Origin of the sequence: Pseudomonas machongensis, from assembly GCF_034961125.1 — a bacterium.
Taxonomy (GTDB): domain Bacteria; phylum Pseudomonadota; class Gammaproteobacteria; order Pseudomonadales; family Pseudomonadaceae; genus Aquipseudomonas; species Aquipseudomonas machongensis.
This window is the reverse complement of record NZ_JAYFUI010000080.1, coordinates 1-26,143: the sequence shown is the minus strand read 5'-3', so window position 1 is coordinate 26,143 and position 26,143 is coordinate 1. Positions and strand designations below refer to the sequence as shown.

General features: G+C 62.2%; 23 protein-coding genes. 19 read left to right on the top strand and 4 right to left on the bottom strand.

Annotated features, from left to right (window positions below; all coding sequences use genetic code 11):
* Positions 1–448: 448 nt before the first annotated feature.
* The 17 genes from gltB (at position 449) to VA602_RS08350 (ending at position 19,111) form a co-directional block, all read left to right on the top strand.
* Complete coding sequence (gene gltB / locus VA602_RS08430) at positions 449–4,894, top strand: glutamate synthase large subunit (RefSeq protein ID WP_323452987.1); 4,446 nt, start codon at positions 449–451, stop codon at positions 4,892–4,894.
* Positions 4,895–5,017: 123 nt separating this feature from the next.
* On the top strand, positions 5,018–6,436 hold the full coding sequence (locus tag VA602_RS08425; RefSeq protein ID WP_323452986.1) for an FAD-dependent oxidoreductase: 1,419 nt from the start codon (positions 5,018–5,020) through the stop codon (positions 6,434–6,436).
* A gap of 179 nt (positions 6,437–6,615) precedes the next feature.
* Positions 6,616–7,680, top strand: a complete 1,065-nt coding sequence (gene hemE / locus VA602_RS08420; RefSeq protein ID WP_197890432.1) for a uroporphyrinogen decarboxylase — start codon at positions 6,616–6,618, stop codon at positions 7,678–7,680.
* A 198-nt stretch (positions 7,681–7,878) separates the two neighbouring features.
* Entirely contained in the window at positions 7,879–9,309 is a 1,431-nt protein-coding gene (gene gbpA / locus VA602_RS08415; RefSeq protein WP_323452985.1) for an N-acetylglucosamine-binding protein GbpA, read from the top strand.
* A 68-nt stretch (positions 9,310–9,377) separates the two neighbouring features.
* The gene (locus tag VA602_RS08410) at positions 9,378–9,941 is read left to right on the top strand and encodes a type II secretion system protein N (protein WP_153773292.1); all 564 of its coding nucleotides are present in this window, start codon (positions 9,378–9,380) and stop codon (positions 9,939–9,941) included.
* A 98-nt stretch (positions 9,942–10,039) separates the two neighbouring features.
* Entirely contained in the window at positions 10,040–11,773 is a 1,734-nt protein-coding gene (gene gspD, locus VA602_RS08405; RefSeq protein WP_323452984.1) for a type II secretion system secretin GspD, read from the top strand.
* On the top strand, positions 11,770–13,233 hold the full coding sequence (gene gspE, locus VA602_RS08400) for a type II secretion system ATPase GspE (RefSeq protein ID WP_200602921.1): 1,464 nt from the start codon (positions 11,770–11,772) through the stop codon (positions 13,231–13,233). Before gspD ends, gspE begins: the two co-directional genes overlap by 4 nt.
* A complete protein-coding gene (gene gspF, locus VA602_RS08395; RefSeq protein WP_323452983.1) occupies positions 13,234–14,436 on the top strand; it encodes a type II secretion system inner membrane protein GspF in 1,203 nt (400 codons plus the stop codon). It abuts the gene before it with no gap.
* Positions 14,437–14,438: 2 nt separating this feature from the next.
* Positions 14,439–14,885 (top strand): type II secretion system major pseudopilin GspG, encoded by a 447-nt coding sequence (gspG, locus tag VA602_RS08390; RefSeq protein ID WP_197890422.1) that lies wholly within the window; start codon positions 14,439–14,441, stop codon positions 14,883–14,885.
* Positions 14,882–15,331, top strand: a complete 450-nt coding sequence (locus VA602_RS08385) for a prepilin-type N-terminal cleavage/methylation domain-containing protein (protein WP_178117536.1) — start codon at positions 14,882–14,884, stop codon at positions 15,329–15,331. Before gspG ends, VA602_RS08385 begins: the two co-directional genes overlap by 4 nt.
* Entirely contained in the window at positions 15,312–15,686 is a 375-nt protein-coding gene (gene gspI, locus VA602_RS08380; RefSeq protein ID WP_323452982.1) for a type II secretion system minor pseudopilin GspI, read from the top strand. Before VA602_RS08385 ends, gspI begins: the two co-directional genes overlap by 20 nt.
* A complete protein-coding gene (gene gspJ, locus VA602_RS08375) occupies positions 15,673–16,266 on the top strand; it encodes a type II secretion system minor pseudopilin GspJ (protein WP_200602917.1) in 594 nt (197 codons plus the stop codon). Before gspI ends, gspJ begins: the two co-directional genes overlap by 14 nt.
* A 2-nt stretch (positions 16,267–16,268) precedes the next feature.
* Entirely contained in the window at positions 16,269–17,117 is an 849-nt protein-coding gene (locus tag VA602_RS08370; protein WP_323452981.1) for a type II secretion system minor pseudopilin, read from the top strand.
* On the top strand, positions 17,114–17,872 hold the full coding sequence (gene gspL / locus VA602_RS08365; RefSeq protein WP_323452980.1) for a type II secretion system protein GspL: 759 nt from the start codon (positions 17,114–17,116) through the stop codon (positions 17,870–17,872). Before VA602_RS08370 ends, gspL begins: the two co-directional genes overlap by 4 nt.
* Before the next feature lie 15 nt (positions 17,873–17,887).
* The gene (locus VA602_RS08360; RefSeq protein ID WP_323452979.1) at positions 17,888–18,226 is read left to right on the top strand and encodes a hypothetical protein; all 339 of its coding nucleotides are present in this window, start codon (positions 17,888–17,890) and stop codon (positions 18,224–18,226) included.
* Positions 18,223–18,693, top strand: a complete 471-nt coding sequence (gene gspM, locus VA602_RS08355; RefSeq protein WP_323452978.1) for a type II secretion system protein GspM — start codon at positions 18,223–18,225, stop codon at positions 18,691–18,693. The genes VA602_RS08360 and gspM overlap by 4 nt, the downstream gene beginning before the upstream one ends.
* Positions 18,694–18,763: 70 nt before the next feature.
* Complete coding sequence (locus tag VA602_RS08350) at positions 18,764–19,111, top strand: YgiW/YdeI family stress tolerance OB fold protein (RefSeq protein WP_054891196.1); 348 nt, start codon at positions 18,764–18,766, stop codon at positions 19,109–19,111.
* Positions 19,112–19,159: 48 nt separating this feature from the next.
* On the opposite strand, the gene VA602_RS08345 is transcribed toward VA602_RS08350, so the two are convergent.
* Positions 19,160–20,404, bottom strand: coding sequence for an MFS transporter (locus VA602_RS08345; protein WP_456154086.1), 1,245 nt, complete (start codon positions 20,402–20,404; stop codon positions 19,160–19,162).
* A gap of 107 nt (positions 20,405–20,511) precedes the next feature.
* Between VA602_RS08345 and VA602_RS08340 the strand changes: the two genes are divergently transcribed.
* Both VA602_RS08340 and VA602_RS08335 read left to right on the top strand, forming a co-directional pair.
* A complete protein-coding gene (locus VA602_RS08340) occupies positions 20,512–21,417 on the top strand; it encodes a LysR family transcriptional regulator (protein ID WP_054891198.1) in 906 nt (301 codons plus the stop codon).
* 52 nt (positions 21,418–21,469) lie between these two features.
* Positions 21,470–22,243: a ParA family protein gene (locus VA602_RS08335; RefSeq protein ID WP_054891199.1), complete on the top strand. Its 774-nt coding sequence runs from the start codon at positions 21,470–21,472 to the stop codon at positions 22,241–22,243.
* On the opposite strand, the gene trxC is transcribed toward VA602_RS08335, so the two are convergent.
* The 3 genes from trxC to VA602_RS08320 all read right to left on the bottom strand — a co-directional run.
* On the bottom strand, positions 22,240–22,674 hold the full coding sequence (trxC, locus tag VA602_RS08330) for a thioredoxin TrxC (RefSeq protein WP_063541589.1): 435 nt from the start codon (positions 22,672–22,674) through the stop codon (positions 22,240–22,242). The two genes, VA602_RS08335 and trxC, sit on opposite strands and share 4 nt — an antisense overlap.
* A gap of 142 nt (positions 22,675–22,816) precedes the next feature.
* A complete protein-coding gene (gene selO, locus VA602_RS08325) occupies positions 22,817–24,277 on the bottom strand; it encodes a protein adenylyltransferase SelO (RefSeq protein WP_323452976.1) in 1,461 nt (486 codons plus the stop codon).
* 163 nt (positions 24,278–24,440) lie between these two features.
* A partial coding sequence (locus VA602_RS08320; RefSeq protein WP_323452975.1) for a mechanosensitive ion channel domain-containing protein occupies positions 24,441–26,143 on the bottom strand: 1,703 nt, incomplete at its 5' end.

Sequence of the window (26,143 nt, the reverse complement as noted above, 5' to 3'; positions counted from 1 at the left end):
GAAGGTCCAGGCTGGTAAACCTTGGCCTCGTACCGTCGGCAGCGTTCAACAAGAGCTGGCCACGGCCCGCTGATCCTTCCGGGCGGCACCACCCCCGCCGCCCAGTTGCTGAGCGAATCCCGGACTCGACAAAGCCTGCTGTGCTGATGCGCGGCAGGCTTTTCTGTCCCAGACTGCCGGCCACAAGCCTTCTGTTGCAGTCACGGCTGAAACGCTTCAGACTCGGCTCAAGCCGCTACCACGGCGCATGACGCAAAAACATTCAAAAATGCGACATAAACTTTCAACGATTCGTCGTGAAAATTTGTGAGCTTCCGTGTCGCTGTGCAACAATGGTTTCCCTATACCCACCGCAAAAAAGCTGGCATTCGATCGGCGTGGATGGTAAGTGGTTGTACTAAAAAGAGATTTGCCTTGGTTGAGAGGCGAACCTGGTGAGAAAGTGTCTATGAAAACAGGTCTGTACCATCCCGAAGAGTTCAAGGATAACTGTGGTTTTGGCCTGATCGCCCACATGACGGGCGAGCCGAGTCACCACCTTCTGCAAACTGCCGTCGAGGCCCTGACCTGCATGACCCACCGTGGTGGGATCAACGCAGATGGCAAGACCGGTGACGGTTGCGGCCTGCTGATGCAGAAGCCCGATCAGTTCCTGCGTGCCATGGCCCAGGAGCACTTTGCCGCCGAGCTGCCCAAGCAGTACGCCGTCGGCATGGTGTTCTTCAATCAAGACCCGGTAAAAGCCGAGGCTGCGCGCGCCAACATGGACCGCGAGATCCTCGCTGCCGGCCTGCAATTGGTCGGCTGGCGCAAAGTGCCGATCGATACCAGCGTGCTCGGTCGCCTGGCCCTCGAGCGTCTGCCGCAGATCGAGCAGGTGTTCATCGGTGGTGAAGGTCTCACCGACCAGGAATTCGCCATCAAGCTGTTCAGTGCCCGTCGCCGTTCGTCCGTGGCCAACGCCCACGACGCCGACCACTACATCTGCAGCTTCTCGCACAAGACCATCATCTACAAAGGCCTGATGATGCCGGCGGATCTCACCGCCTTCTATCCGGACCTGGGCGATGAGCGCCTGCAGACCGCCATCTGTGTCTTCCACCAGCGCTTCTCCACCAACACCCTGCCGAAATGGCCGCTGGCGCAGCCATTCCGCTTCCTCGCCCACAACGGCGAGATCAACACCATCACCGGCAACCGCAACTGGGCCATGGCCCGTCGCACCAAGTTCGCCAACGACCTGATCCCCGATCTGGAAGAGCTCGGTCCGCTGGTCAACCGTGTCGGCTCCGACTCCTCCAGCATGGACAACATGCTCGAGTTGATGGTCACTGGCGGTATCGACCTGTTCCGGGGTGTGCGCATGCTCGTGCCGCCGGCCTGGCAGAACGTCGAGACCATGGACGCCGACCTGCGCGCCTTCTACGAGTACAACTCCATGCACATGGAGCCGTGGGATGGCCCGGCCGGTATCGTCATGACCGAAGGCCGTCATGCCGTGTGCCTGCTCGACCGCAACGGCCTGCGTCCGGCGCGCTGGGTGACCACCAAGAACGGCTACATCACCCTCGCCTCGGAAATCGGCGTATGGAACTACAAGCCCGAGGACGTCATCGCCAAGGGCCGTGTTGGCCCGGGCCAGATCTTTGCCGTGGACACCGAGACCGGTCAGATCCTCGACACCGACGCCATCGACAACCGTCTCAAGTCGCGCCACCCCTACAAGCGCTGGCTGCGTCAGCATGCCACCCGTATCCAGGCGACGCTGACCGACGACCAGGGCGTGGCCAGCTACGATGCCGACCAGCTCAAGCAGTACATGAAGATGTTCCAGGTCACCTTCGAGGAGCGTGACCAGGTGCTGCGCCCGCTCGGCGAACAAGGCCAGGAAGCGGTCGGCTCGATGGGCGACGACACGCCGATGGCCGTGCTTTCGCAGCGTGTGCGCTCGCCGTACGACTTCTTCCGCCAGCAGTTCGCCCAGGTGACCAACCCACCGATCGACCCGCTGCGCGAAGCCATCGTGATGTCCCTGGAAATCTGCCTGGGCGCCGAGCGCAATATCTTCCAGGAATCCCCTGAGCACGCCTCCCGAGTGATCCTCAGCTCGCCGGTGATCTCGCCTGCCAAGTGGCGCTCGCTGATGGCCCTGGAGCGCGAAGGCTTCGACCGTCACCTGATCGACCTCAACTACGAGCAGGATGTCGGCCTTGAAGCGGCCATTCGCAACATCGCCGACCAGGCCGAAGAAGCGGTGCGCAGCGGCAAGACCCAGTTGGTGCTGAGCGACCGCTTCATCGCCCCGGGCAAACTGCCGGTACATGCTTCGCTGGCCGTTGGTGCAGTGCATCACCGCCTGACCGAGCAGGGCCTGCGCTGCGACAGCAACATCCTGGTAGAAACCGCCACCGCCCGCGACCCGCACCACTTCGCCGTGCTGCTGGGCTTCGGCGCCTCGGCGGTCTATCCGTACCTGGCGTACGAAGTGCTGGCCGACCTGATCCGCACCGGCGAAGTGCTGGGCGATCTGGATGAAGTGTTCAAGTACTACCGCAAGGGCATCTCCAAGGGCCTGCTGAAGATCCTGTCGAAGATGGGTATTTCGACCATCACGTCCTACCGTGGCGCGCAGTTGTTCGAGGCCATCGGCCTGTCGGACGAAGTGGTCGGTCTGAGCTTCAAGGGCGTGTCCAGCCGTATCAAGGGTGCGCGTTTCGAAGACCTGGAGAGCGACCAGAAGCTGCTTGCGGCCGAAGCCTGGAGCGCGCGCAAGCCGATCCAGCAGGGCGGCCTGCTCAAGTTTGTCCACGGCGGTGAATACCACGCTTACAACCCGGACGTGGTCAACACCCTGCAGGCTGCAGTGCAGCAGGGCGACTACGCCAAGTTCAAGGAATACACGACGCTGGTCGATCAGCGTCCGGTGTCGATGATCCGCGACCTGCTCAAGGTCAAGGTGGCCGATCAGGCCCTGGCACTGGATCAGGTCGAGCCGCTGGAGGCGATCCTCAAGCGCTTCGACTCCGCTGGTATCTCCCTGGGCGCGCTGTCGCCGGAGGCCCACGAAGCGTTGGCCGAGGCGATGAACCGCCTGGGCGCGCGCTCCAACTCCGGTGAGGGCGGCGAAGACCCGGCCCGCTATGGCACCCTCAAGAGCTCGAAGATCAAGCAGGTGGCCACCGGCCGCTTTGGTGTGACCCCGGAATACCTGGTCAACGCCGAAGTGCTGCAGATCAAGGTGGCCCAAGGCGCCAAGCCCGGCGAGGGCGGCCAGTTGCCAGGCGGCAAGGTCAACGGCCTGATCGCCAAGCTGCGCTACGCGGTGCCGGGCGTGACCCTGATCTCGCCGCCACCGCACCACGACATCTATTCGATCGAAGACCTGGCGCAGCTGATCTACGACCTCAAGCAGGTCAACCCGCAGGCGCTGGTGTCGGTCAAGCTGGTGGCCGAAGCCGGTGTCGGCACGATCGCTGCCGGTGTGGCCAAGGCCTATGCCGACCTGATCACCATCTCCGGCTACGACGGTGGCACCGGCGCCTCGCCGCTGACCTCGATCAAGTACGCTGGCGCCCCGTGGGAACTGGGCCTGGCCGAAACCCACCAGACCCTGCGTGGCAACGACCTGCGCGGCAAGGTGCGGGTGCAGACCGACGGTGGCCTGAAAACCGGCCTGGACGTGATCAAGGCCGCGATCCTCGGCGCCGAGAGCTTCGGCTTCGGTACCGCGCCGATGATCGCCCTGGGCTGCAAGTACCTGCGTATCTGCCACCTGAACAACTGCGCCACGGGCGTCGCCACCCAGAACGACAAGCTGCGCAAGGACCACTACATCGGCACTGTCGACATGGTGATCAACTTCTTCACCTTCGTCGCTGAAGAGACCCGCGAATGGCTGGCCAAGCTGGGCGTGCGCAGCCTCGGCGAGCTGATCGGTCGTACCGACCTGCTCGAAGTACTGCCGGGCGACACCGAGCGCCAGCACCACCTGGACCTCACGCCGCTGCTGGGCAGCTCGCACATTCCGGCCGACAAGCCGCAATTCTGCGAAGTCGACAAGAATCCGCCGTTCGACAAGGGCGAGATGGCCGAGAAAATGGTCGAGATGGCCTTGCCGGCGATCCGCGACCAGGCCGGTGGCGAGTTCGCCCTCGACATCTGCAACTGCGACCGTTCCATCGGTGCGCGTATCTCTGGCGAGATCGCCCGCCTGCATGGCAACCAGGGCATGGCGGCCAACCCGATCACCTTCCGCTTCAAGGGTACGGCGGGGCAGAGCTTCGGCGTATGGAACGCCGGTGGCCTGAACCTGCACCTGGAAGGTGACGCCAACGACTACGTCGGCAAGGGCATGACCGGTGGCAAGATCACCATCGTGCCGCCAGCCGGTAGTCCGTTCGAAACCCAGCACAGCGCCATCGTCGGCAACACCTGCCTGTACGGAGCCACTGGCGGCAAGCTGTTCGCCGCCGGTACCGCGGGCGAGCGTTTCGCTGTGCGTAACTCCGGCGCCCACGCTGTGGTCGAGGGCACCGGTGATCACTGCTGTGAATACATGACCGGCGGCTTTGTCTGCGTTCTGGGCAAGACCGGTTACAACTTCGGTTCTGGCATGACGGGCGGCTTCGCCTATGTGCTCGACATGGACAATACCTTCTTCGACAAACTCAACCACGAGCTGGTGGAAATCCAGCGTATTAGTGGTGAGGCGATGGAGGCCTATCGCAGCCACCTGGCGCGCGTCCTGGGCGAGTACGTGGAAGAAACCGGCAGCGAGTGGGGGCGTGAGCTCTCCGAGAACCTGGACGACTATGTGCGGCGCTTCTGGCTGGTGAAGCCGAAGGCGGCCAATCTGAAGCAACTGTTGTCCAGCACCCGTGCCAACCCGCAGTAAGAGCAGCTGCAAGTGGCGAGCTGCACGCTGCACGTAGAGGCAGCGTACGGTTCGTCCGGCTTAAGTGATCGTCTTGCGGCTTGCAGCGTGTAGCTTGCAGCTGCTGTTGAGAGGTTTTGAAAAATGGCTGAACGTCTGAGCAACGACTTCCAGTTCATCGAAGTGGGCCGCAAGGACCCGAAGAAAAAGCTGCTGCGCCAGCGCAAGAAGGAGTTCGTCGAGATCTACGAACCCTTCAAGCCGCAGCAGTCCGTGGAGCAGGCACACCGCTGCCTGGGCTGCGGCAACCCCTATTGCGAGTGGAAGTGCCCGGTACACAACTTCATCCCCAACTGGCTGAAGCTGGTGTCCGAAGGCAACATCCTGGCGGCAGCGGAGCTGTCGCACCAGACCAACACCCTGCCGGAAGTGTGCGGCCGCGTATGCCCGCAGGACCGCCTGTGCGAGGGTGCCTGTACCCTGAACGATGGGTTCGGCGCAGTGACCATCGGCTCGGTGGAGAAGTACATCACTGACACCGCCTTCGCCATGGGCTGGCGCCCGGACATGTCCAAGGTCAAGCCAACCGGCAAGCGCGTTGCGATCATCGGTGCCGGCCCTGCGGGCCTGGGCTGCGCCGACGTGCTGGTGCGTGCCGGAGTAACGCCGGTCGTGTTCGACAAGAATCCCGAGATCGGTGGCCTGCTGACCTTCGGCATCCCCGAGTTCAAGCTGGAAAAGACCGTGCTGAGCAATCGCCGCGAAGTCTTCACCGGCATGGGCATCGGGTTCCGCCTGAACACCGAGGTGGGCAAGGACATCACCATGGAACAACTGCTCGCCGAGTACGATGCAGTGTTCATGGGCATGGGCACCTACACCTACATGAAAGGCGGTTTCCCGGGTGAAGACCTGCCGGGTGTGCACGACGCTTTGGACTTCCTGATCGCCAACGTCAATCGCAACCTGGGCTTCGAGAAGTCGCCGGAAGACTTCATCGACATGCAGGGCAAGAAGGTCGTGGTGCTGGGCGGTGGCGACACCGCGATGGACTGCAACCGCACCTCGATCCGCCAGGGCGCCAAGGCCGTGACCTGCGCCTATCGTCGCGACGAAGCCAACATGCCTGGCTCGCGCAAAGAGGTGAAGAACGCCAAGGAAGAGGGCGTGAAGTTCCTCTACAACCGCCAGCCCATCGCCATTGTCGGCGAGGACAAGGTGGAAGGCGTCAAGGTGGTCGAGACCCGTCTCGGTGAGCCAGACGCCCGTGGCCGCCGTAGCCCCGAGCCGATCCCGGGCTCCGAAGAGATCCTGCCGGCCGATGCCGTGGTGATCGCCTTCGGCTTCCGCCCGAGCCCGGCGCCATGGTTCGAACAGCATGGTATCCAGATGGACAGCCAGGGCCGCGTGGTGGCTCCTGAGAAGGGCAAGTTCAAGCACCAGACCAGCAACCCGAAAGTCTTCGCCGGTGGCGACATGGTGCGCGGGTCTGACCTGGTGGTGACGGCGATCTTCGAAGGGCGTACCGCTGCTGAAGGGATCCTGGACTACCTCGAAGTCTGATCCTGGCTATTCGCGGGGCAGGTCGGAGCGTCGAACCGCCATTCCGACTTGCCCCGCGATGCATTTTGTATACAAAAATCCTTGATCCACGGCACCCGATAGACAAAACGCATGGCCCTGGCCGTGCCTTTTGCGCTGGCGTCTGAGAAAATGCCCGCACTTTTTTGCTGGATGCCGACATGACTGCCCTGAAGAACGATCGTTTCCTGCGTGCACTGCTCAAGCAACCCGTAGACGTGACCCCGGTCTGGATGATGCGCCAGGCCGGCCGCTACCTGCCGGAGTACCGCGCCAGCCGCGCCAATGCCGGCGACTTCATGAGCCTGTGCATGAACCCGCAGTTCGCCTGTGAGGTGACGCTCCAGCCGCTGGACCGCTACCCGCTCGACGCCGCAATCCTCTTCTCCGACATCCTCACCATCCCCGATGCCATGGGGCAGGGCCTGTACTTCGAGACGGGCGAAGGCCCACGTTTCAAGAAGGTCGTCAGCACCCTGGCCGATATCGAGGCGCTGCCGATTCCCGATCCGCACAAGGACCTGGGCTATGTGATGGATGCGGTCAGCACCATCCGTCGTGAGCTCAACGGGCGCGTGCCACTGATCGGCTTCTCCGGCAGCCCCTGGACCTTGGCGACCTACATGGTCGAGGGCGGCTCGTCGAAAGACTTCCGCAAGACCAAAGCGATGCTGTACGACCAGCCCGAGGCCATGCACCTGCTGCTCGACAAGCTGGCACAGTCGGTCACCAGCTACCTCAATGGCCAGATCACGGCCGGCGCCCAGGCGGTGCAGATCTTCGATACCTGGGGCGGTGCACTGTCGGCAGCGGCCTATCAGGAATTCTCCCTGGCCTACATGCGCAAGATCGTCAGCGGTCTGATTCGCGAGCATGAAGGGCGCAAGGTGCCGGTCATCCTGTTCACCAAGAATGGCGGCCTGTGGCTGGAAAGCATCGCTGAGGCCGGTGCCGACGCACTGGGCCTGGACTGGACCTGCGAGATCGGCGACGCCCGTCGTCGCGTCGGTGACAAGGTTGCGCTGCAGGGCAACATGGACCCGACCGTGCTGTACGCCAAGCCAGAGGCGATCCGCAACGAAGTGCAGCGGATCCTGGCCAGCTACGGCAAGGGCAGCGGCCATGTGTTCAACCTGGGCCATGGCATCACGCCGGAGGTGGACCCGGAACATGCCGGTGTGTTCATCAACGCCGTGCACGAGTTCTCGGCGGGCTATCACGGCTAAGGCGACCTGTGAGCGATCCGGGTCTGCAATGGGCTTCGGATCTCACAGGCCAGTGTGCATTGACGGCGCTTCCTCTCGGACTAGCCTTACAGTCCGCGCTCCAGCGTTTTCTTAATCTTCGTGCTCTTTCGGCTCAAGCCGTATCGGTCGTCCATGCAGATGACCGAGCGGACTTGGGCTTTGCCACGAGGATTTTGTATGAAACGAGTAGCTCCACGAAAAGGATTTCTGGCGAGCAGCGTATGCGCTGCGCTTGTCAGTACGACCCTGTTGCCGCAGTTGGCAAATGCCCATGGTTACCTGCAAGACCCGCCTTCGCGCGACATCCTGTGCAAGCAGAAGCAGAACACTGGCTGTGACTCGGTGGACTGGCCACCCAGTGCCGGAGAGTTCGCCCAGGGATTCCCAAGTGATGGTCCAGCTGATGGCAAATTGATTGGTGGTCACATATTTCCTGTCCTTGACGAGCAGAGTGCCAACCGTTGGCATCGTGTCCCGCTCGACAAGCATGAAATCGAATTCAAGTGGCTCTACACAGCAGCGCATGTAACCAAGAGATGGGAATATTTCATCACCAGGAGAGACTGGAATCCCAACGCTGCCTTGGAGCGCGCATCGTTCGAGAGCACGCCGTTCTGTTCCGTCGATGGTGGCGGCAAGAAAGCCGATGATCCCTCGCATCCCAAGCACACCTGCGCAATTCCTGCCGATCGCTTGGGACATCACATCATCCTTGGCGTATGGACTGTCGGTGACACCAGCAATGCGTTCTACAAGGCTGTCGATGTCGATATCCAGGTTGACGGCGGGCCTGCACCGGAATGGCGCCAGGTCGGCAGCATCAATCCGCATCGCAATCTTAAGAAAGGCGACAAGGTCAAGGCCAGAGCGTTTGTCGGCGGTCATGAGTCCGAGCAGTTCAGCGCCAGCATCGTTATCGAAACCGCCGAGGAGGGTGGGGCGCCGAACTGGGCCTACAAACTGGCCAAACAGATCAACGCCACACAGGTGTTGGTCAGCGCAGGACAAAAGGACGCCGAGGGCAACGTCGCGCCGGTGCGCGGTTCCAATATCATCTTTGCGAAGCAGGAAAGCGGCGTTACGGGATACGAGTTAGGCTTCGAAGGCAGCCCGCCGGACGCCTATATGCACTTGCACGGGGTGAAGCCGCAATACAGTTTGATAGACGGTAAAGCCACCATCGACTTCTCGGTGATGACCAATCGTTCGATGGAAGTCACCGCAACACTGTTCGATGCGAGCAACAAGCAAGTCGGCTACCAGCGTCAGCCGGTGGATTCGACCACGAAGCCGTTCACCGTCGACGCTATCAGCGTGGAGGGTCGGCATGTGCTCAAGGTCGTTGGTAAGAATGAAGATGACGAGATCCTCCTGCAACAGGAGCGCGACCTGACCCTTGAGGCCCAAGGCGAAGAAGCCTATCCCACTTTCCCGGAAGGCATTGCAGGCTACACCGCGGGTACCCGGGTCTATGCCAGGGGCACTCGCGATGTCTATGAATGCAAGCCTTTCCCCTACTCGGGGTATTGCCGCCAATGGACCGAAAGCACCACCCAATATGAGCCCGGCATTGGTTCTCACTGGCAGAGCGCCTGGGACAGGCATTGATGAACAGAGGGTATCCGAACAGGGTGCCCCTTTTCATAAGCGGGAATGGGCATGGCTTACGACAAACAATGCTGGCAACTGCTGTCGTGGCAATCGGTGCTCGTCATCCTCCAGCGGGGGTTGCCTTGATACCTGAACATTACCGTCGTCATGCGGCGTGGCTGGTGTTGCCTGTGCTGCTAGCGTCGTTCCTGGTGTGGCGAGAAGACCGGTTACGCAGTCACTGGCGCACCGAGGAACCGGCGGTCGCCACATTGCCGGACGTCGAAGTTGACCGCTCCCTTGCGGTTACCACGCTTGCGCTGGCGTTCGGTTTTCGGGCCGCGGATGCGAGAGCTTCCGTGCGCTCGGACATCATTCTCAAGGCCACTTTCGCCTCCAGTGCCGGAGGGTCGCGCGCGCTGGTTGCCCTGGATGGCAAGGTTGCGGCGTATCGCATTGGCGACCGTCTGGCGGGCGGTGCTGTCGTCCGGCGCATCGAATCGCATGCAGTTGCACTATGGATTGATGGCGTTGAGGAGGTTCTGCCCCTTGAGGGGACCAAGGGCTCCTTGCTGCACCTGGTGAGAGAAACCTCCCATGCGCCAACAAAACCGGATTCCCATCGTCTTTTCCTGCGGACTTCCCGATGAACATACGGCTCATGTTGCGGTTAGCGTCGCTGAGCGCGCTTTTGTGCCTGTCTGGCGTGTTTGCCCACGCGCAGCCTCCGGCCACCTGGCAAATGGCGATGAGTGATGCGGATGTTCGCGATGTGGTACGGGAGGTAGGGGCAATCCTCGATCAACCGATCATTCTCGATCCTCGGGTACAGGGGCGGATTACGGTGCTATCCAATGAGCGGCTGGACAGTGAAGGTATCCGCAGATTGTTCTACTCGGTACTCAATGCTCATGGCTTTGCTGCAGTGAACGATGATGGGCGTTTACTGGTACTGCCGGCGAGCGAGGCCAAGGCGTGGGCAGATCAGCAACTAGACGCTGCGCCGACAGCCTTCACTACCCGAGTATTCAGCCTCCAGAGCAGTCTTGCCGCCGATCTGGCAGGCCTTCTGCGTCCATTGGTTTCCAGCAATGGCTACATCGGCCCTTCGAGTTCGGCCAATGCCTTGATCGTTACCGACTCGGGGACGAATCTGGAACGCCTTGCGACATTGATTGCGCAACTCGACAGTGGTCAGCGACACGACCATGAAGTTGTCGTGCTGCGTCATGCCCAGGCCAGTGAATTGCTGGCGGTGATCGAGGCGGCGGCGGGTGGGACGGAGACTGGCGTGCGGGTACTTGCCGACACTCGCAGCAATACAGTGCTGGTGCTGGGCCCCATTCAGTCCAGGCGACGTCTGGCGCAGTTGGCACGTTCGCTGGATGTGCCGACGCCGCAGGCTTCACAGAATTGGCGAGTGATCAGGCTTCAGCACAGCAATGCCGAGCAATTGGCCGAAGTACTGGCTGAAGTTGGCGATGGCCTGAACGGCAAAGCATCAGGGGAGCGCAAGGGTTTCGACAACTTGTCGGGAAAAACCTCGGTCAAGGCGGATATCAGCCAGAACGCTCTGGTATTGCTAGGTGAGCCGGAAGTGTTGATCAGTCTGGAGCAGATCATCCAACAGCTCGATCAGCCGCGTGCCCAGGTGTTGATACATGCGGCCATCGTCGAAGTCAGTGGCAGCATCTCCGAGGCCCTCGGGCTGCAGTGGGGTATCGATCGAGGCAGCCTGAGGGGCGGAATCACCTTTCCTGACAGTGGGTCTTCATTGTCGACGCTGCTTGGCGGTGAGTCTCTACCAGCAGGGGCCGCACTGGCGATCGGATCTGATCGTTTTGCTGCATTGGTCAGTGCGTTGGCGAGCAACTCCAGCAGCAACCTGCTGTCCACGCCCAGCCTGGTGACACTGGATAACCAAGAGGCCCAGATCCTTGTCGGACAGAACGTGCCGTTCAGATCCGGCAGCTATGCAACCCCAGGCAGCGGCACGGAAAACCCCTTCACCACCGTCGAGCGCAAGGACATCGGCATCAGCCTGAAGATTCGTCCCTATATCAATGAGGGCAGCAGCTTGCGTCTGGAGGTCGAGCAGGAAAGCTCGGAGCTTGCGCCCAGCGTGGTCGAGAACGATCTGATTACCAACAAGCGCACCCTCAAGAGCACCATTCTCGCTGCCGATGGCGAAATCATCGTGATCGGCGGATTGATCAAGGACAGTGTGCGTGCCGAGCAGCGCAGCGTGCCGCTGTTGGGAAGTCTGCCTCTGATCGGCGGATTGTTTCGCTGGCAGCGAGACATCGATGAGAAAACCAACCTGATGGTGTTCCTGCGTCCGACCATCCTGCGTACCCGGCAGCAACTGACCGAAGCTGGCGAGCGTGCCTATCGAGATGTGCGCTCTCCTGCGGCCTCTTCCTTCCCGGACGATGTGCAAAACCTGTTCGATTCCCCCTCCATCAGAAGTGACCGTCCATGAATGGGTCTCTGCCGTTTGCCTTCGCCAGACGCTACGGCGTGCTCTTCGACCAGCATGCCGAACCGCCCGTCATGCTCATGCGCAAGGACACCTCGCTGTCGTCGCTTTCGGAGGCGTATCGCTTGGTGGGTGCTGGTTGGGATTTGCAGTGCCTGGACGCCGAACGCTTCGCCGAGCGTCTCGCCAGTTACTATGGTCGGACACAAGATGCTGCCCAGACTGTGGTTCAGGACATCGATCAGCAGTTGGACCTTGCGCGGCTGGCCGAGGAATTACCGCAAACCTGCGACTTGCTCGACCAGCAGGATGATGCACCGATCATTCGTTTGCTCAATGCACTGCTCAGCGAGGCCGTCAGGTCGCGTGCATCGGATATTCATCTGGAAACTTTCGAGCAGCATCTGCGTGTACGCATGCGCATCGATGGTGTCATGCGTGAAGTGCTGTCGCCGCCACGAGCGCTGTCGGCCCTTCTGGTATCCCGGATCAAGGTGATGGCACGGCTGGACATCGCGCAGAAGCGCATTCCCCAAGACGGTCGCATCAGCCTTCGCCTGGCCGGGCACGAGGTGGATGTGCGGGTTTCGACCCTGCCCGCGGCCCATGAAGAGCGGGTCGTGCTGCGCCTGCTGGACAAGCAGGCGGTACGTCTTGATGTCGAGTGCATGCAGATGCAGCCGCAAACTCGCTCGGGGTTTGTGCGATTACTGCAAAGACCTCATGGCATTTTTCTGGTTACCGGCCCCACCGGATCGGGCAAGACCACCACGCTGTACACCGCGTTGTCGGTCTTGAACGAGGTGACGCGCAACATCCTGACTGTTGAGGATCCGATCGAGTATCACTTGCCCGGTATTGGCCAGACCCAGATCAACAGCAAGGTCGACATGACCTTCGCCAGGGGGCTGCGGGCGATTCTTCGACAAGACCCGGACGTAGTGATGGTCGGCGAGATCCGTGATCGCGAAACCGCAGAAATTGCCGTACAAGCATCCCTGACCGGTCACCTGGTGTTGTCGACGTTGCATACCAACAGCGCATTGGGGGCGATCACACGCTTGACCGACATGGGAGTGGATCCTTGCCTGCTCGCGTCGTCGCTGTCGGGGGTGATGGCCCAGCGTCTGGTCCGCCAGTTGTGTCCCAGCTGCAAGACGCCCATGGAGGTCGACGCCGTCACCGCGCAGTCGCTCGGCTCCCCTGCAAACCTGCCTGCGCGGATCTATCGTGCGCAAGGTTGCGAGCATTGTCAGCATGGCTACAGTGGGCGGCTGGCGTTGCATGAACTGGTGCTGGTGACTGCGGAACTTGCCGAAGCGATTCATCGGCGCTCCTCGCAGGCGCAGATGCTCGATTGGGTACGTCAATCCACGCCAAGCTTGTTTGACCACGGCGTGCAACGTGTGTGCGAAGGCCAGACCAGCGTCGAGGAGTTGCTGCGGGTGGCGGGGCAGGGATAGATGATGAGGTTCAGGTATCTCGTTCAAGACCCCCAAGGTGCGCGCAGGCGGGGCACCCTCGAGGCCGGAGACGCCAGGCAAGCTCGACAGTTGTTGCGCGAGCAGGGGCTGCTCATCATTGCGGTCCGCGCGGTTCGACTGCAATGGAACAGTCGCTTGCGGCCTGTCCGGCTTGGAGCGACACAGCTGGCGATCATCACGCGGCAGTTGGCTACCTTGTTGCGTGCCAGCATGCCGTTGAGCGATGCGTTGCTGGCGGTCGCTTCGCAAAGTGAAGATCGCCAGGCCAGCAAGCTGATGGGTGCCGTCAACGAGCAGATCGCCCAAGGGCGTACGTTGGCCGATGCCCTTGGCCATTATCCGCAGGCTTTTCCTGCGGTGTACCGGGCAACGGTGGCGGCAGCCGAGCGCTCGGGTCATCTGTCGAGCGTATTCGAGCGTCTGGCCGACCATGGCGAGCGTGAGCAATCGCTGCGCCAGAAGGTTCAACTGGCGATGGTCTATCCGCTGATCCTGTTCCTGGTGTCGTTGCTGGTGGTGGGGTTCCTGCTGGGATATGTGGTGCCAGATGTCGTCCAGGCCTTCGCCCGCGATCAGGCGCAGTTGCCCTACGCGACCTTGTTGTTGATCGCTCTCAGCGAGTTCACTGGGCATTTTGGGCTTTTGATCATCATGACCGTGCTGTGCTGCGTGGTGGCCGTTCGCTGGGCGCTGCGCAAGCCCGCCAGGCGACGGCGCTGGGATGCACTGGCTCTGCGTATACCGTTGTGGGGTGAGTTCATTCGTGCCAGCAACGCAGCGCGTTTTGTCGCCACGTTGGCCACACTCGGGCGCAGCGGCGTTCCTCTGGTCGAAGCCATGCGCATCGGTGCCGTGGTTACCAGCAACCTGGCATTGCGCGAACGTCTGATCCGCGCCGCCGAAGAGCTGGCCGAGGGTTCTAGCTTGGCCAGCAGCCTGACGCGCTGCGCAGCGCTTCCTCCACTGACCCTGCACATGATCGCCAGTGGCGAGCGGGCCGGTGAGGTCAACACGATGCTTGAGCGCGCCGCAGACCTGCAAGAGAAGCAGCTGAGCTCGCGCATCTCGTTGCTGGTCAGCCTTTGCGAACCCGCGATGCTCCTGCTCATGGGCGCCATCGTGCTGTTCATCGTGCTGGCGATCCTGCTGCCGATACTCAACCTCAATCAACTGGTTACCTGATCATGTCCCCACGCAACAGTCGTCGCCGTAACGGCGGTTTCACCCTTATCGAAATCATGGTGGTGATCATCATCCTGGGCGTGCTTGGCGGGCTGGTGCTGCCCAACGTCATGAGCCGGCCAGACCATGCGAAAGCTACGGCAGTGCGTACCGACCTGCAGTCAATTTCAACCGCGCTGGAGATCTACCGGCTCGACAACGGTCGCTATCCCTCCACCGAGCAGGGCCTGCAAGCCTTGGTAACGCGTCCCACCCAGGCGCCTGCGCCAAGGATGTGGAACGAACAGGGCTATCTCAAGAGCATGCCGGTCGATCCTTGGGGAGGCGAATACCAGTACCAGAGCCCTGGTACTCGCTCGAATCAGGGCTTCGACCTCTACTCCTTTGGTGCAGATAACCTGCCGGGAGGCGAAGGTATGGACGCCGACATCGGTAACTGGCCCCAGTGAGACGTAGCCGCGGATTTACCCTGCTGGAGTTGCTGCTGGTAATGGCGGTGCTCGGGGTGGTGATCGGCATGGCAGGGTTTGTATCCATGCACAACCCGCAACGGTTGGCCGTACAGGAGGCGCAGTTGTTCCTGCGGTTCTTCGAGCACGCCCGTGCGCACGCATTGATCTCGGGACAGACCCTTGGCATTCAGATCAACCAGGATGGCTACCGCATGATGAGGCTGACGCACCTGGGGTGGGGTGCAGGTGGTGATCTGCAGCCCAGTGAGCTGGACCTGCGCCTGAAGCACACCGACTGGTCGCCGGTCGTCTCGGACGGCCTTGTGCAACTGGTGCTGGTCGGTGACGAAGAACACACGCCATTCATCCTGTATTTCAGCCACGCCGGGGAGCTTCTGGCATGTGTGACAAGTGACGGAATCAATGTGCAATTCGGCTGCTGAGCGGGGCTTCACCCTGCTGGAGGTCATGATTGCTCTGGCGATCTTTGCGGTACTGGCAGGTGCTGCAAGCATGGCAATGCAGCAGGTCTTGCAACAGTCCCACCAACTGCGTGAGCGCATGTATGGCAGTTGGATTGCGGACAACCACTTGACCGAAATGACTCTCCTGCCCACGCCAGGCCCTGGACAACGCGTACTGACGATCGACTTTGCCCAGGGGCGTTGGCACCTGGAGGAGCGGCGTAGACGCAGGCACGCAATGCTCGAGGTCGAGGTACTGGTCACGCGCGTCCCGAATGGTCCGGCGGTGTATCAGGCCAAGCGCTGGCTGGAGATTTCGAATGAAACGCAATGAGTCTCGCGTCGGGCGCAGACAGCGTGGTTTCACGCTCCTGGAGCTACTGCTGGCTGTGGCGATCTTCGCTGTGTTGGCTGCTGGTGCTGCCCGTTTGTTCGATGCGTTGCTGCGTACCGACTCGGCGCGCCAGGCGCAGGCCGATGAAATTCGTAGCTTGGCAAGGGCGATGGGTATGCTGCAACGGGACGCCCTGCAAGGGGTATTTCCGGCTGCATTGGAGAAAGAGCACTTCGCCTTGAGGCTACGGGAGCAACGGCTTAGTTGGCTGTCGAGTAGCGGGTATGACATCCACCTGCAGCCGCGCAGTGACTTGCGTGTGATCCAATATTGGCTGGAAGACGGTGTGCTATGGCGCCAACGCGACAGTCTCGTCAGTGGCGCAGGGCGAGCGCAATACTTGCTCGCAGGCGTCACGAGTCTGCGTTGGCGAGTCTTCGTGCCTGGCCTGGGCTGGCAAGCCGACTGGCCCGGTGATCGTACTGCGAGCGAACCGCCCATCGCTCTTGAAATTACCTTTTCCATTGGACGAGCAGAGCGGCTTCGCCGCGTTCTCCCGCTGGCGGGTATGAGCCTGTGAGCGTGAAACGACAAGAGGGCCTCGCGCTGATCACCGTGTTGTTGGTCATGGCACTGATGGTGATGCTGATCGCCGCGATGTTGCGTGACCACCGACAGTTGATTGCCAGTGTATCCGGCCAGACTGAGGCTTCGCGCGGGCTACAGGTGCTGATGGCCGCAGAGCGCCAGGCACTGGCGCTTTTGCGCGAGCGCTTGAGGCTCGACATGCGTGTCGTTCATGCGGGGCAGTCGTGGTCAAAACCCTATGAGTTCACTCTGGACGATGTGCGCCTGCGAGGGCGAGTCGAGGATTTGGCTGCGCGCATCAATCTCGCTGCGCTTGTCCGCAGCCGCGAGGCCGACCCCGTGTTGCTTGCGCGCTGGGAGCGTCTTTGCCGGGCGCTTGGCCTGGTTACTCCGGATCTTGCCATGTTGCAGGGTGTTCCACTGGTAGATGTCAGCCAGTTGGCGCAGTTGCCGGATGTGAGTGCCGAAATATTGGAGCGCCTCAGGCCGTGGGTGGCGGTGCTGCCTGCGCAGGCTGGGCTGAACATCAACACTGCAGATCGATTCGTCCTCGGCACACTGGAGGGCGTGACGCCGGCGATCGCTCAGCGCCTGGTCGAGCAGCGCCCCAAGGATGGATATGCCAGCGTGCAGGCCTTTCTTGGCGATCCGTTGCTCGATGGTCAGGTCGCCACGGGGCGCGGTCTGGCGGTTGGCAGTCGATGGTTCGGCATGACCCTTCAGGCCGATCTCGAGACGAGCCGCTCGTACCTGCACAGCGAAGTGGAGGTGGACCTGGATGGTCATCGACTGCGCGTATCACGACGTATGTTTTCCACGGTACGACCAGCAGGTGCCGAATGAATGAGTACGCTGCCTACCTGCTGCCCGAGGGCGTGGGTGGGGTTCCGAAGAACTGGCCTGTTCGCGTTCTTCAGCCTGATGGCGTCACGCGGGAGTCTCGTCTGAGTGACCTGGAGGCATTGGCTGGACAGAAGGTGACGCTGGTGCTGCCGATGGAGCTTTTCTCCTACTGTCAAACTGGCTCGTTGCCGGGACGCAAGCCTGCCTACGATACCCTTGCCTTTGCGGTAGAGGATCAATTCGCCACCGCCTTGGAGACGCTTCACCTCGCGTTCGGCATGGCGAACCAGGCGTCATCGCGCCCTTGTCTGGTGATCGACCGAGCGTGCTTCGAGCAACTGCTGTCGTGTCTGCGCGTTCAGGGAGTCGAACCGCAGGCAGTGCTGGTCGATGCAGACATGCTCGCCTCGACCGGCCCCACGGCGTTGTGGCTGGAGGGGCGTTGGCTGTTTGGCGGCGGGGAGCAGCAGCGTCTTGCGGTCAACTGCGCGGCAGCCAGAGTGCTGAGTACATCGTTGCCTGAAATCAAATGGCTGGCAGAACCAGGGCAGGCGTCACGATGGGACGAGGTCGAGCTGGTTACCGACGCCTTTGCGTTGCTTTGGCAGGGGCGCTTTGACGCCATCAACCTGCTCCAGGGTGCTTTCGCACCCGGACGCGCCAAGTCAGTGCCTTGGCAAGCGCTACTGGGCGGATGCCTGCTGGCAGCATTGCTGGCCTGCATTGCAGAGTACTGGCACGTAGAGTGGCTGTAAGGACAGGTCGCGCAGTTGAAACAGCATAATGTGCGAGCATTCCAGCGTTGGGCGCCGGGACATGTACCGCGTGATGACCTTGCGCGTCAGATAAACGAATTGATGCAGCACCCTGCTCCGCCCACAGCGATGCAGCGTCTGGCCGTGTTGAGTGAATCCTTGGTCGAAAGCGGCGACTTGCGGATCGAGCGCGCAGAGGTTGTGGCTGGTCAGGGATGGCGGATCGAGATTCTTGCCCAGGGCTTCGATGATCTGGAACGATTTCGTCAGCGTCTGCCAGGGCTACAGGTCGAGCGTGCGCAGCAGGCTGCACAGCAGGTAAGCGCCACATTGACATGGCCAGGAGCCCAATGATGGTTGGCCTGCTTGATTGGATCGGCAGAGAGTGGCGAGGTATTCCGGCCCCGCGTCGCTGGGTGCTCAAGGCCGTCGCCTGGGGCCTTGCCGCGATCACGGTCTGGCAGGTGCTCTGTTTGCCGGCTCAACAACGATTGGATCAGGTGCAGGTGCAATTGAACCGGGAGCGTGCGCTGGCTCAACAGTTGCGACGCCTTTCGGCGACTTCCGCAGCGCTGCCAACGCCCGCGCAGGCCTTGACGACCGCACGCCTGAATGAGAGGGCGCGGATCGATGGGCTGCAGATCGTTGACATGCATAGCAATGGCTCGCAGGTGACGATGACGCTGCAGGGTAGACCGCATATCTTGACGCTCTGGCTCCATGCATTGGAGCAGGATGGCGCGCAGTTGACCGGGATAAGGTTGCAGGCGATCGATGACCAGCTGCAGGCGCAGCTGGGGGTGGTCATCGTTGATGGATGATTGCCATTAAGCTTGGCTTCAGCAGCCGTTGTTAGCCTGTATCCATCGAAACCCATACAGGACCTGCATCATGAAAGCCCGTTACCTGCCCCTGATCCTCGCCCCACTGTTCAGCACCGCCGCTCTCGCTGCCGGCTACACAGGCCCGGGCGCCCAGCCGGTGACCACCGTCGCTGCCGCCAAGGAGGCCGCCGATGACACCCCGGTAGTGCTGCAAGGCTATGTGACCAAGAAGATCAACAACGACGACAAGTACGAGTTCAAGGACAACACCGGCACCATCACCGTCGAGATCGACAACGAAGACCTGCCGGTAACCCCGTTCAACGACAAGACCAAGGTCAAGCTGACCGGCGAGGTGGAGAAACACCTGATGAGCCGTGAAGTGGATGTGGATATCGTCGAGATCGTCAACTGACGAACACCGTTTCGCGGCGGTTCTGCGCCCCGAACCGCCGCGAATGCCTCACACCGATTTAGGTGCCAGCTTGCTCAGGTGCAGCGCCACCAGCAACGCCACCGCCAGCAGGCCGCCGATGAACAGGCCGATGCCGTTCCAACCGGCGTAATGCCAGAACACCCCGCCCGCCGTCCCGGCGACACTCGATCCCGCGTAGTAGCAGAACAGGTACAGTGAAGAGGCCTGCCCCTTGGCCTTGAGCGCGCGTCGACCAATCCAGCTGCTGGCCACAGAATGGGCACCGAAGAAGCCGAAGGTGAACACCAGCATCCCGACGATCACCACTGGCAATGGGGTGAACAGGGTCATCAGCATGCCAGCGGCCATCACCAGGATGCTCGCCCAGAATACCCTGCGACGCCCCAGCCGGTCGGCCAGCGCGCCGACCTGTGCCGAACTGTAGATGCCTGACAGGTACACCACCGACAGCAAGCCGACCAGCGCCTGGTTCATGTGGTAGGGCTCGGCCAGCAGGCGATAGCCGATGTAGTTGAACAAGGTGACGAAGGCGCCCATCAGCAGGAAAGCTTCGAGGAACAGCCAGGGCAGGCCGGCATCCTTGAAGTGCATGAGGAAGCCATCGAGCAGATTGCGCGGCTTCAGCGACTGCGCGCGGAAGTTGCGCGATTCCGGCAGCACCTTCCAGAACACTACCGCGGCCAGCAGCGCCAGGCCGCCGATCACCAGCATCGCGGTGTGCCAACTGACGAAGTCGATCAGCACCCCGGTGATCAGCCGCCCGCTCATCCCGCCGATCGCATTGCCACCGATGTACAGGCCCATCGCCAGGCCGATGTGCTGTGGGTGGATTTCTTCGCTGAGGTAGGTCATGGCCACCGCCGCCAGGCCGCTCAGCGACAGGCCGACCAGTGCGCGGGTGGCAAGCACGCCTTCCCAGGTTGGCATCACTGCGCTGGCCAGTGTCGCCAGCGCAGCGCACACCAGGGCCGAGACCATCACCCGTTTGCGCCCGATCCGATCGGAAATGGGCCCGGTCACCAGCAGCCCGAACGCCAGCATGGCGGTGGATACTGACAGCACCAGGCTGCTCTGCGCAGCGTTGATCGAAAACTCTTGCGACAGCAGCGGCATCATCGGTTGCACGCAGTAGAGCAGGGCGAACGTGGCGAAACCGCCGCTGAACAGCGCAAGTACGGTTTTCATGAAGGCTGGGGTGCCTTTTTCGATCCACAAGTCGTTCAGGGGAGGCACTTCGGGTTCGGCGGGAAGGGGGGCTACAGCAGTTTTCACGGGTGATACCTCTGGCGCAATGAAAAAAGCATATAGCTGGCTAATGATTAGATCCAATATATTGTTCGACCTATTTGATAGCTTTAGCGACTTGTTCGGAGCCGATCATGGAACTGCGCCACCTGCGTTACTTCATCGCCGTCGCCGAAGAACTGCACTTCGGCCGTGCAGCCCAGCAACTGGGCATCTCCCAGCCGCCCTTGAGCCAGCAGATCCAGGCGCTGGAACAGGAACTGGGGGCGCGTCTGTTCGAGCGCACCAATCGTCGGGTCGAGCTGAGCGAGGCCGGACGACTGTTCCTCGAGGAGGCGCGCCAGGTGCTGGCGCAAGTCGACAAGGCGGCCGATGTGGCACGTCGCGCACAGTTGGGCGAGCTGGGCGAGATGAAGATCGGTTTCACCTCGTCGGCACCCTTCACCTCGAGGATTCCTCAGGCGATCCACGCCTTCCGCCAGCGCTTCCCGGCGGTGCACCTGCATCTCAAGGAGATGAGCAGCCGTGAGGTGGTCGATGCGGTGTTCGACGAATCCATTGAGGTTGGCCTGATGCGGCCGCTGCCGGTGCCGGAAGGGTTGGCGGTCACCGAGTTGTTTCGCGAGCCGTTGGTCGTGGTGCTCAATGCCTCTCACCCGCTGGCGCTGGGCGGCGAGCAGGGCCTGTATATGCGGGACTTGGCCCACGAGCCGTTCGTATTCTTCCCACGCAGCTACGGCAGCGGTCTGTATGCGCAACTGATGGACCTGGCACGCCAGGCGGGCTTCAGCCCGCACTTCGCCCAGGAAGCCGGTGAGGCGCTGACCATCATCGGGTTGGTCTCGGCGGGCCTTGGGGTTTCGGTGTTGCCCGCGTCGTTCCAGCGCATCCGCATCGACGGCGTGGTGTACCGCACCCTGCTCGACGAGCAGGCGACCAGTGCGGTCTGGCTGGTGCGCCGCGAGGGCGCGGGCTCAGCGATGGCCCGGGCGTTCGTCGACCTGCTGGCGGGCCTGGAAAAGCCCGAAGGTGCTGGCTAAACCGCTGCGCCGGACACATACTCGGGCATTCCCTGATACACGGAGGTCAGTCATGCGGCGCGTGGTGTTCAATCAGAAAGGTGGCGTGGGCAAGTCGAGCATCGCCTGCAACCTGGCGGCGGTCAGTGCCAACGAAGGCTACCGGACCCTGTTGATCGACCTGGATGCCCAGGCCAACTCGACCCAGTACCTGACTGGGTTGACGGGTGACGACATCCCCATGGGTATTGCCGATTTCTTCAAGCAGAGCCTGTCCAGCGGGCCATTCAGCAAGAAGAACAAGGTCGATATCTATGAAACGCCCTTTGACAACCTGCACGTGGTCACTGCCACCGCCGAGCTGGCCGACCTGCAGCCCAAGCTCGAGGCCAAGCACAAGATCAACAAGCTACGTAAATTGCTCGATGAGCTGGACGAGGATTACGAGCGGATCTACATCGATACCCCGCCAGCGTTGAACTTCTATGCGGTTTCCGCGTTGATCGCCGCAGATCGTGTGCTGATTCCCTTCGATTGCGACAGCTTCTCGCGCCAGGCCCTGTACGGCCTGCTGGCCGAGATCGAGGAACTCAAGGACGACCACAACGAAGACCTCCAGGTAGAGGGCATCGTGGTCAACCAGTTCCAGTCACGTGCCAGCCTGCCTCAGCAGATGCTCGACGAGCTGCTCGCCGAGGGCCTGCCGGTGCTGCCGGTCTACCTGGGCAGCTCGGTGAAGATGCGCGAATCCCATCACGCCAGCCTGCCGCTGATCCATCTGGAGCCGCGGCACAAGCTGACGCAGCAGTTCGTCGAGTTGCACTCGCTGCTCGAAGAAAACGCTTAGATCCCTTGGCTGCGCACCCATTCCAGTAACGACTGGAGTGGAAACGCCCCTGCCTGGCGGCTGACTTCGCGGCCGTTCCTGAACAGGATCAGGCTAGGGATCGAACGGATGCCCAGTTGCCCGGCGAGGTTTCGGTTGGCCTCGCTGTCGAGCTTGGCCAGGCGGCAGCGGCCGCTGAGCTGGCGGGCCGCCTGTTCGAAGGTCGGTGCAAAGCTCTTGCACGGGCCGCACCAGTCGGCCCAGACGTCCACCAGCAAAGGCAGGTCGCCCTTTATCTGGCTGGCGTAGGTGCTTTCGCTGAGCTCGAAGGGCTTGTCGAGCAATACCGCCTGCTTGCAGCGCCCGCATTTCGGGCTGTCGCCCAGGCGTTCGCTGGGCAGGCGGTTGAGGCCGTTGCAGTGCGGGCAGGGGATTACCAGTGGGTCGGACATGTTTTCTCCGCAATAGCGTTCATATATGGCCTGTAGGCGGGCTTGCCAGGGCGCCGAACCGCCGCGAAGCAAGGGGCGCGGTGAGTGGCACCGGCTTTGCCGGTGTTCGCGGGCAAGCCCGCTCCCACAGGTCAGTCGTAGTTCAGGAAGAACAGCTGATTTCCAGATGCTTGCCCCACTCTGGTGGTCGCTCGGCATAGGCTTGCATCCCCGGCTGCTCCTCGAATGGCTTGCACAGCACCTGGTGCAGCCGTCGCACTTCACTGTAGTCCCCACCTTCGGCCGCTTCGATGGCGCGCTGCGCCAGGTAGTTGCGCAGGATGTACAGCGGGTTGACCGCATGCATGCGCTCGCGCCGACCTTCGGCGTTACCCGCCTCGCGCTGGCAGCGTGCGAGGTAGTCGCCACCCCAGGCGTCGAAGCCGGCGAGATCGATGAAGTCGTCGCGAACCACGTTCAGTGCCTGCTCCACTGGCTGCTCGCCAAGCCGGCGGAAGAACAGGGTGTAGTCCACGCCGCCACTCTGCATGCGCTGCACCAGGCGTTCGACCAGGGCCATGTCGTCGTCTTCGGCGGTGGTCAGGCCGAGCCGACGGCGCATCAGGTCCAGGTAATGGGCCTGGTACAGCGGCAGGAACAGGCCGAGCGTCTCCTTCAGCGCCTCCACGTCGATCACCGTGGTCAGGGCCTGGGCCAGGGCGCTCAGGTTCCAGTGGGCGATCGGCACCTGGTTGGCGTAGCTGTAGCGGCCGCGATCGTCGGAGTGGTTGCAGATGAAGTTGGCGTCGAAGTCGTCGAGGAAGGCGTAGGGACCGAAATCGAAGGTGATGCCCAGGATCGACATATTGTCGGTGTTCATCACCCCGTGGCAGAAGCCATAGGCCTGCCAGCGCGCGATCAGCTCGGCGTTGCGCTCGACGATGCTGCGGAACATCGCCAGGTACGGCTGCTCGGCGTCGCGGCATTCGGGGTAGTGCTGATCGAGCACGTGATCGATCAGCACGCGTTGTTGCTCGGGCTGCTGGGTGTAGTAGAAATATTCGAAATGACCGAAGCGCACATGGCTCTGCGCCAGTCGCAGCAGCATGGCCGCGCTTTCGCGGGTCTCGCGCCACACCGGGGTGCTCGAGCCGACCACGCATAGCGCCCGGCTGCTGGGAATGCCCAGGGCGTGCAGCGCTTCCGAGGCGAGGAACTCACGGATCGACGAACGCAGCACCGCGCGGCCGTCGCCCATGCGCGAGTACGGGGTCTGGCCGGCGCCCTTGAGGTGCAGGTCCCAGTGCTCGCCCGCGTCGTTCAATACCTCGCCCAGCAACAGGCCGCGGCCGTCACCCAGGCGCGGGTTGTACGAACCGAACTGATGGCCGGAATAGACCATCGCCCGTGGGTCGGCTTCTTCCCAGAGCTTGTGGCCGCTGAACAGCTCGGCGAACACGGGCTCATCGGCCTGGGCTGGGTCGAGGTCGAGCAGGGCCATGGCCGATTCGCTGGCGACCACCAGGCGCGGCTCGGCAATCGGCTCGGGCAGCACCTGGGTGGAGTAGGTGTCGCCGAGTTGGGCGAAGCGGTTATCGAAGGTGAGTTGGTCGAGGGCTTTCACGTGGCCGGCTCCTGGCTATCGGTGACAGGGGGCCGCCTTGCGGCCCTGCGCGGGGCAAAGCCCGCACCTACAGAACTCGGTTTCCTGTGGGAGCGGGCTTTTCCTGCGATCGAGGGCAAAGCCCTCGCAGGCATTCTGGGCGCTTGCACCCATCAGCGTCCACTCAGCTCGGTGGCGTGCTGTCGGGTTTGCTCTCCAGCGGGATCATCTGCTGCTTGCCGCCCTTGGTGTCCATCAGGAACACCTCCACCTGGCGCACCGAGATCTTGATGTCGTGGGCCTTGAACTCACGGTTGATGTAGCGGTTGATCTCGTCCAGCGTCGGGTTGCGGTCGCCCAGGTCACGCACGTGCATGCGCAGCTCGTGATCCAGCGAGCTTTCGCCGAACTGCAGGAAATACACGATCGGCTCAGGGTCCTTGAGCACACGTGGGTTTTCGTGGGCACCCTTGAGCAGCAGCTCGCGCACCAGGTCCAGGTCGGAGCCGTAGTCGATGCCCAGCTTGAGCGTCACCCGGGTGACCGTGTCGGTCAGCGACCAGTTGATCAACTGGCCAGTGATGAACGTCTTGTTGGGGACGATGATGTCCTTGCGGTCGAAGTCGGTGATGGTCGTGGCGCGAATGCGGATCTTGCTCACCGTGCCGGACAGATTGCCGATGGTGATGGTGTCGCCGATCCGCACCGGGCGCTCGAACAGGATCATGATGCCGGAGATGAAGTTGGCGAAGATCTCCTGCATGCCGAAGCCCAGGCCCAGAGACAGGGCGGCGACCAGCCACTGCAGCTTGTCCCAGCTCACCCCGAGGGTGGCCAGGGTGCTGACGATGCCCACCCCGACGATCACGTAGGACAGCAGCGTGGTGATCGCGTAGGCGCTGCCCTGGGCCAGGCTCAGGCGCGACAGCACCAGCACTTCCAACAGGCCCGGCAGGTTGCTGGCCAGGGCGATGGTGATGCCGGCGATGACCAGCGCACCGAGCAGGTCGCCGAGGCTGATCGGCACCATGCTGGCCGCCGCGCCGGTGCCGCTGGCGTATTCGTACAGGGTGACGTTGTTGAGGTAGGAGAACACGGTGATCAGATCCGACCATACCCAGTACAAGCCACCGATGAAGCCACCGAGCAGGGCCAGGCGGATCAGGCGCAGGGACTGCTGGTTGACCTGCTCGATGTCCAGGGTCGGTTCCTCGATGATGACTTCGCCGTCCAGCCCTTCCTTGGCAGCCGCGCGCTTGCTCAACGCGCGCTGGTAGGCCAGGCGTCGCGCCGCCACCGACAGGCCACGGACGAACGCCGCCTCGATCACCAGCCAGAACAGCAGTAGGTAGAGGGTATAGATCAGGCGGTCGGTGAGTTTCAGTGCGGTGTAGTAGTAGCCGAAGCACACCGCGACGAACAGCGCGATCGGCAGCGCGGTGAACGCTACCCCGACCGCCTTGCGGAACAGCGACGTGTCGCGGTGCGCCGGGCTGCTCAGCAGCAGGCGGCTGAGCAGCCAGGCCATCAGCGCATAGCACGCCAGCACCACGCCGATGCCCAGCACGTCGTCGGCCAGCGCCGAAGGCTGGTGCTCGGCCACCGCGACCACACCCACCAGGGCCAGCACCACCGTGCCGAGCCTGCGTACCCAACCGCGCAGGAACTCCACCTGCGGCTTGTGCCAGCGGAAGTGCACCTCGGCCACGCCGCCGGGGGCCAGCACGCGGTAGGCGGTGTAGAACACCAGCCAGGCCTGGGCCAATTGCCACAGCGCAGCGCCGAGGTTGGCGTTCTGGCCGCGGGCGTCGATCTGCAAGGCATAGCTGCACAGCGCCAGGCCCAGGCTGACCGGCATGGCCAGGAGGATGTTGATGAGGATCGCTT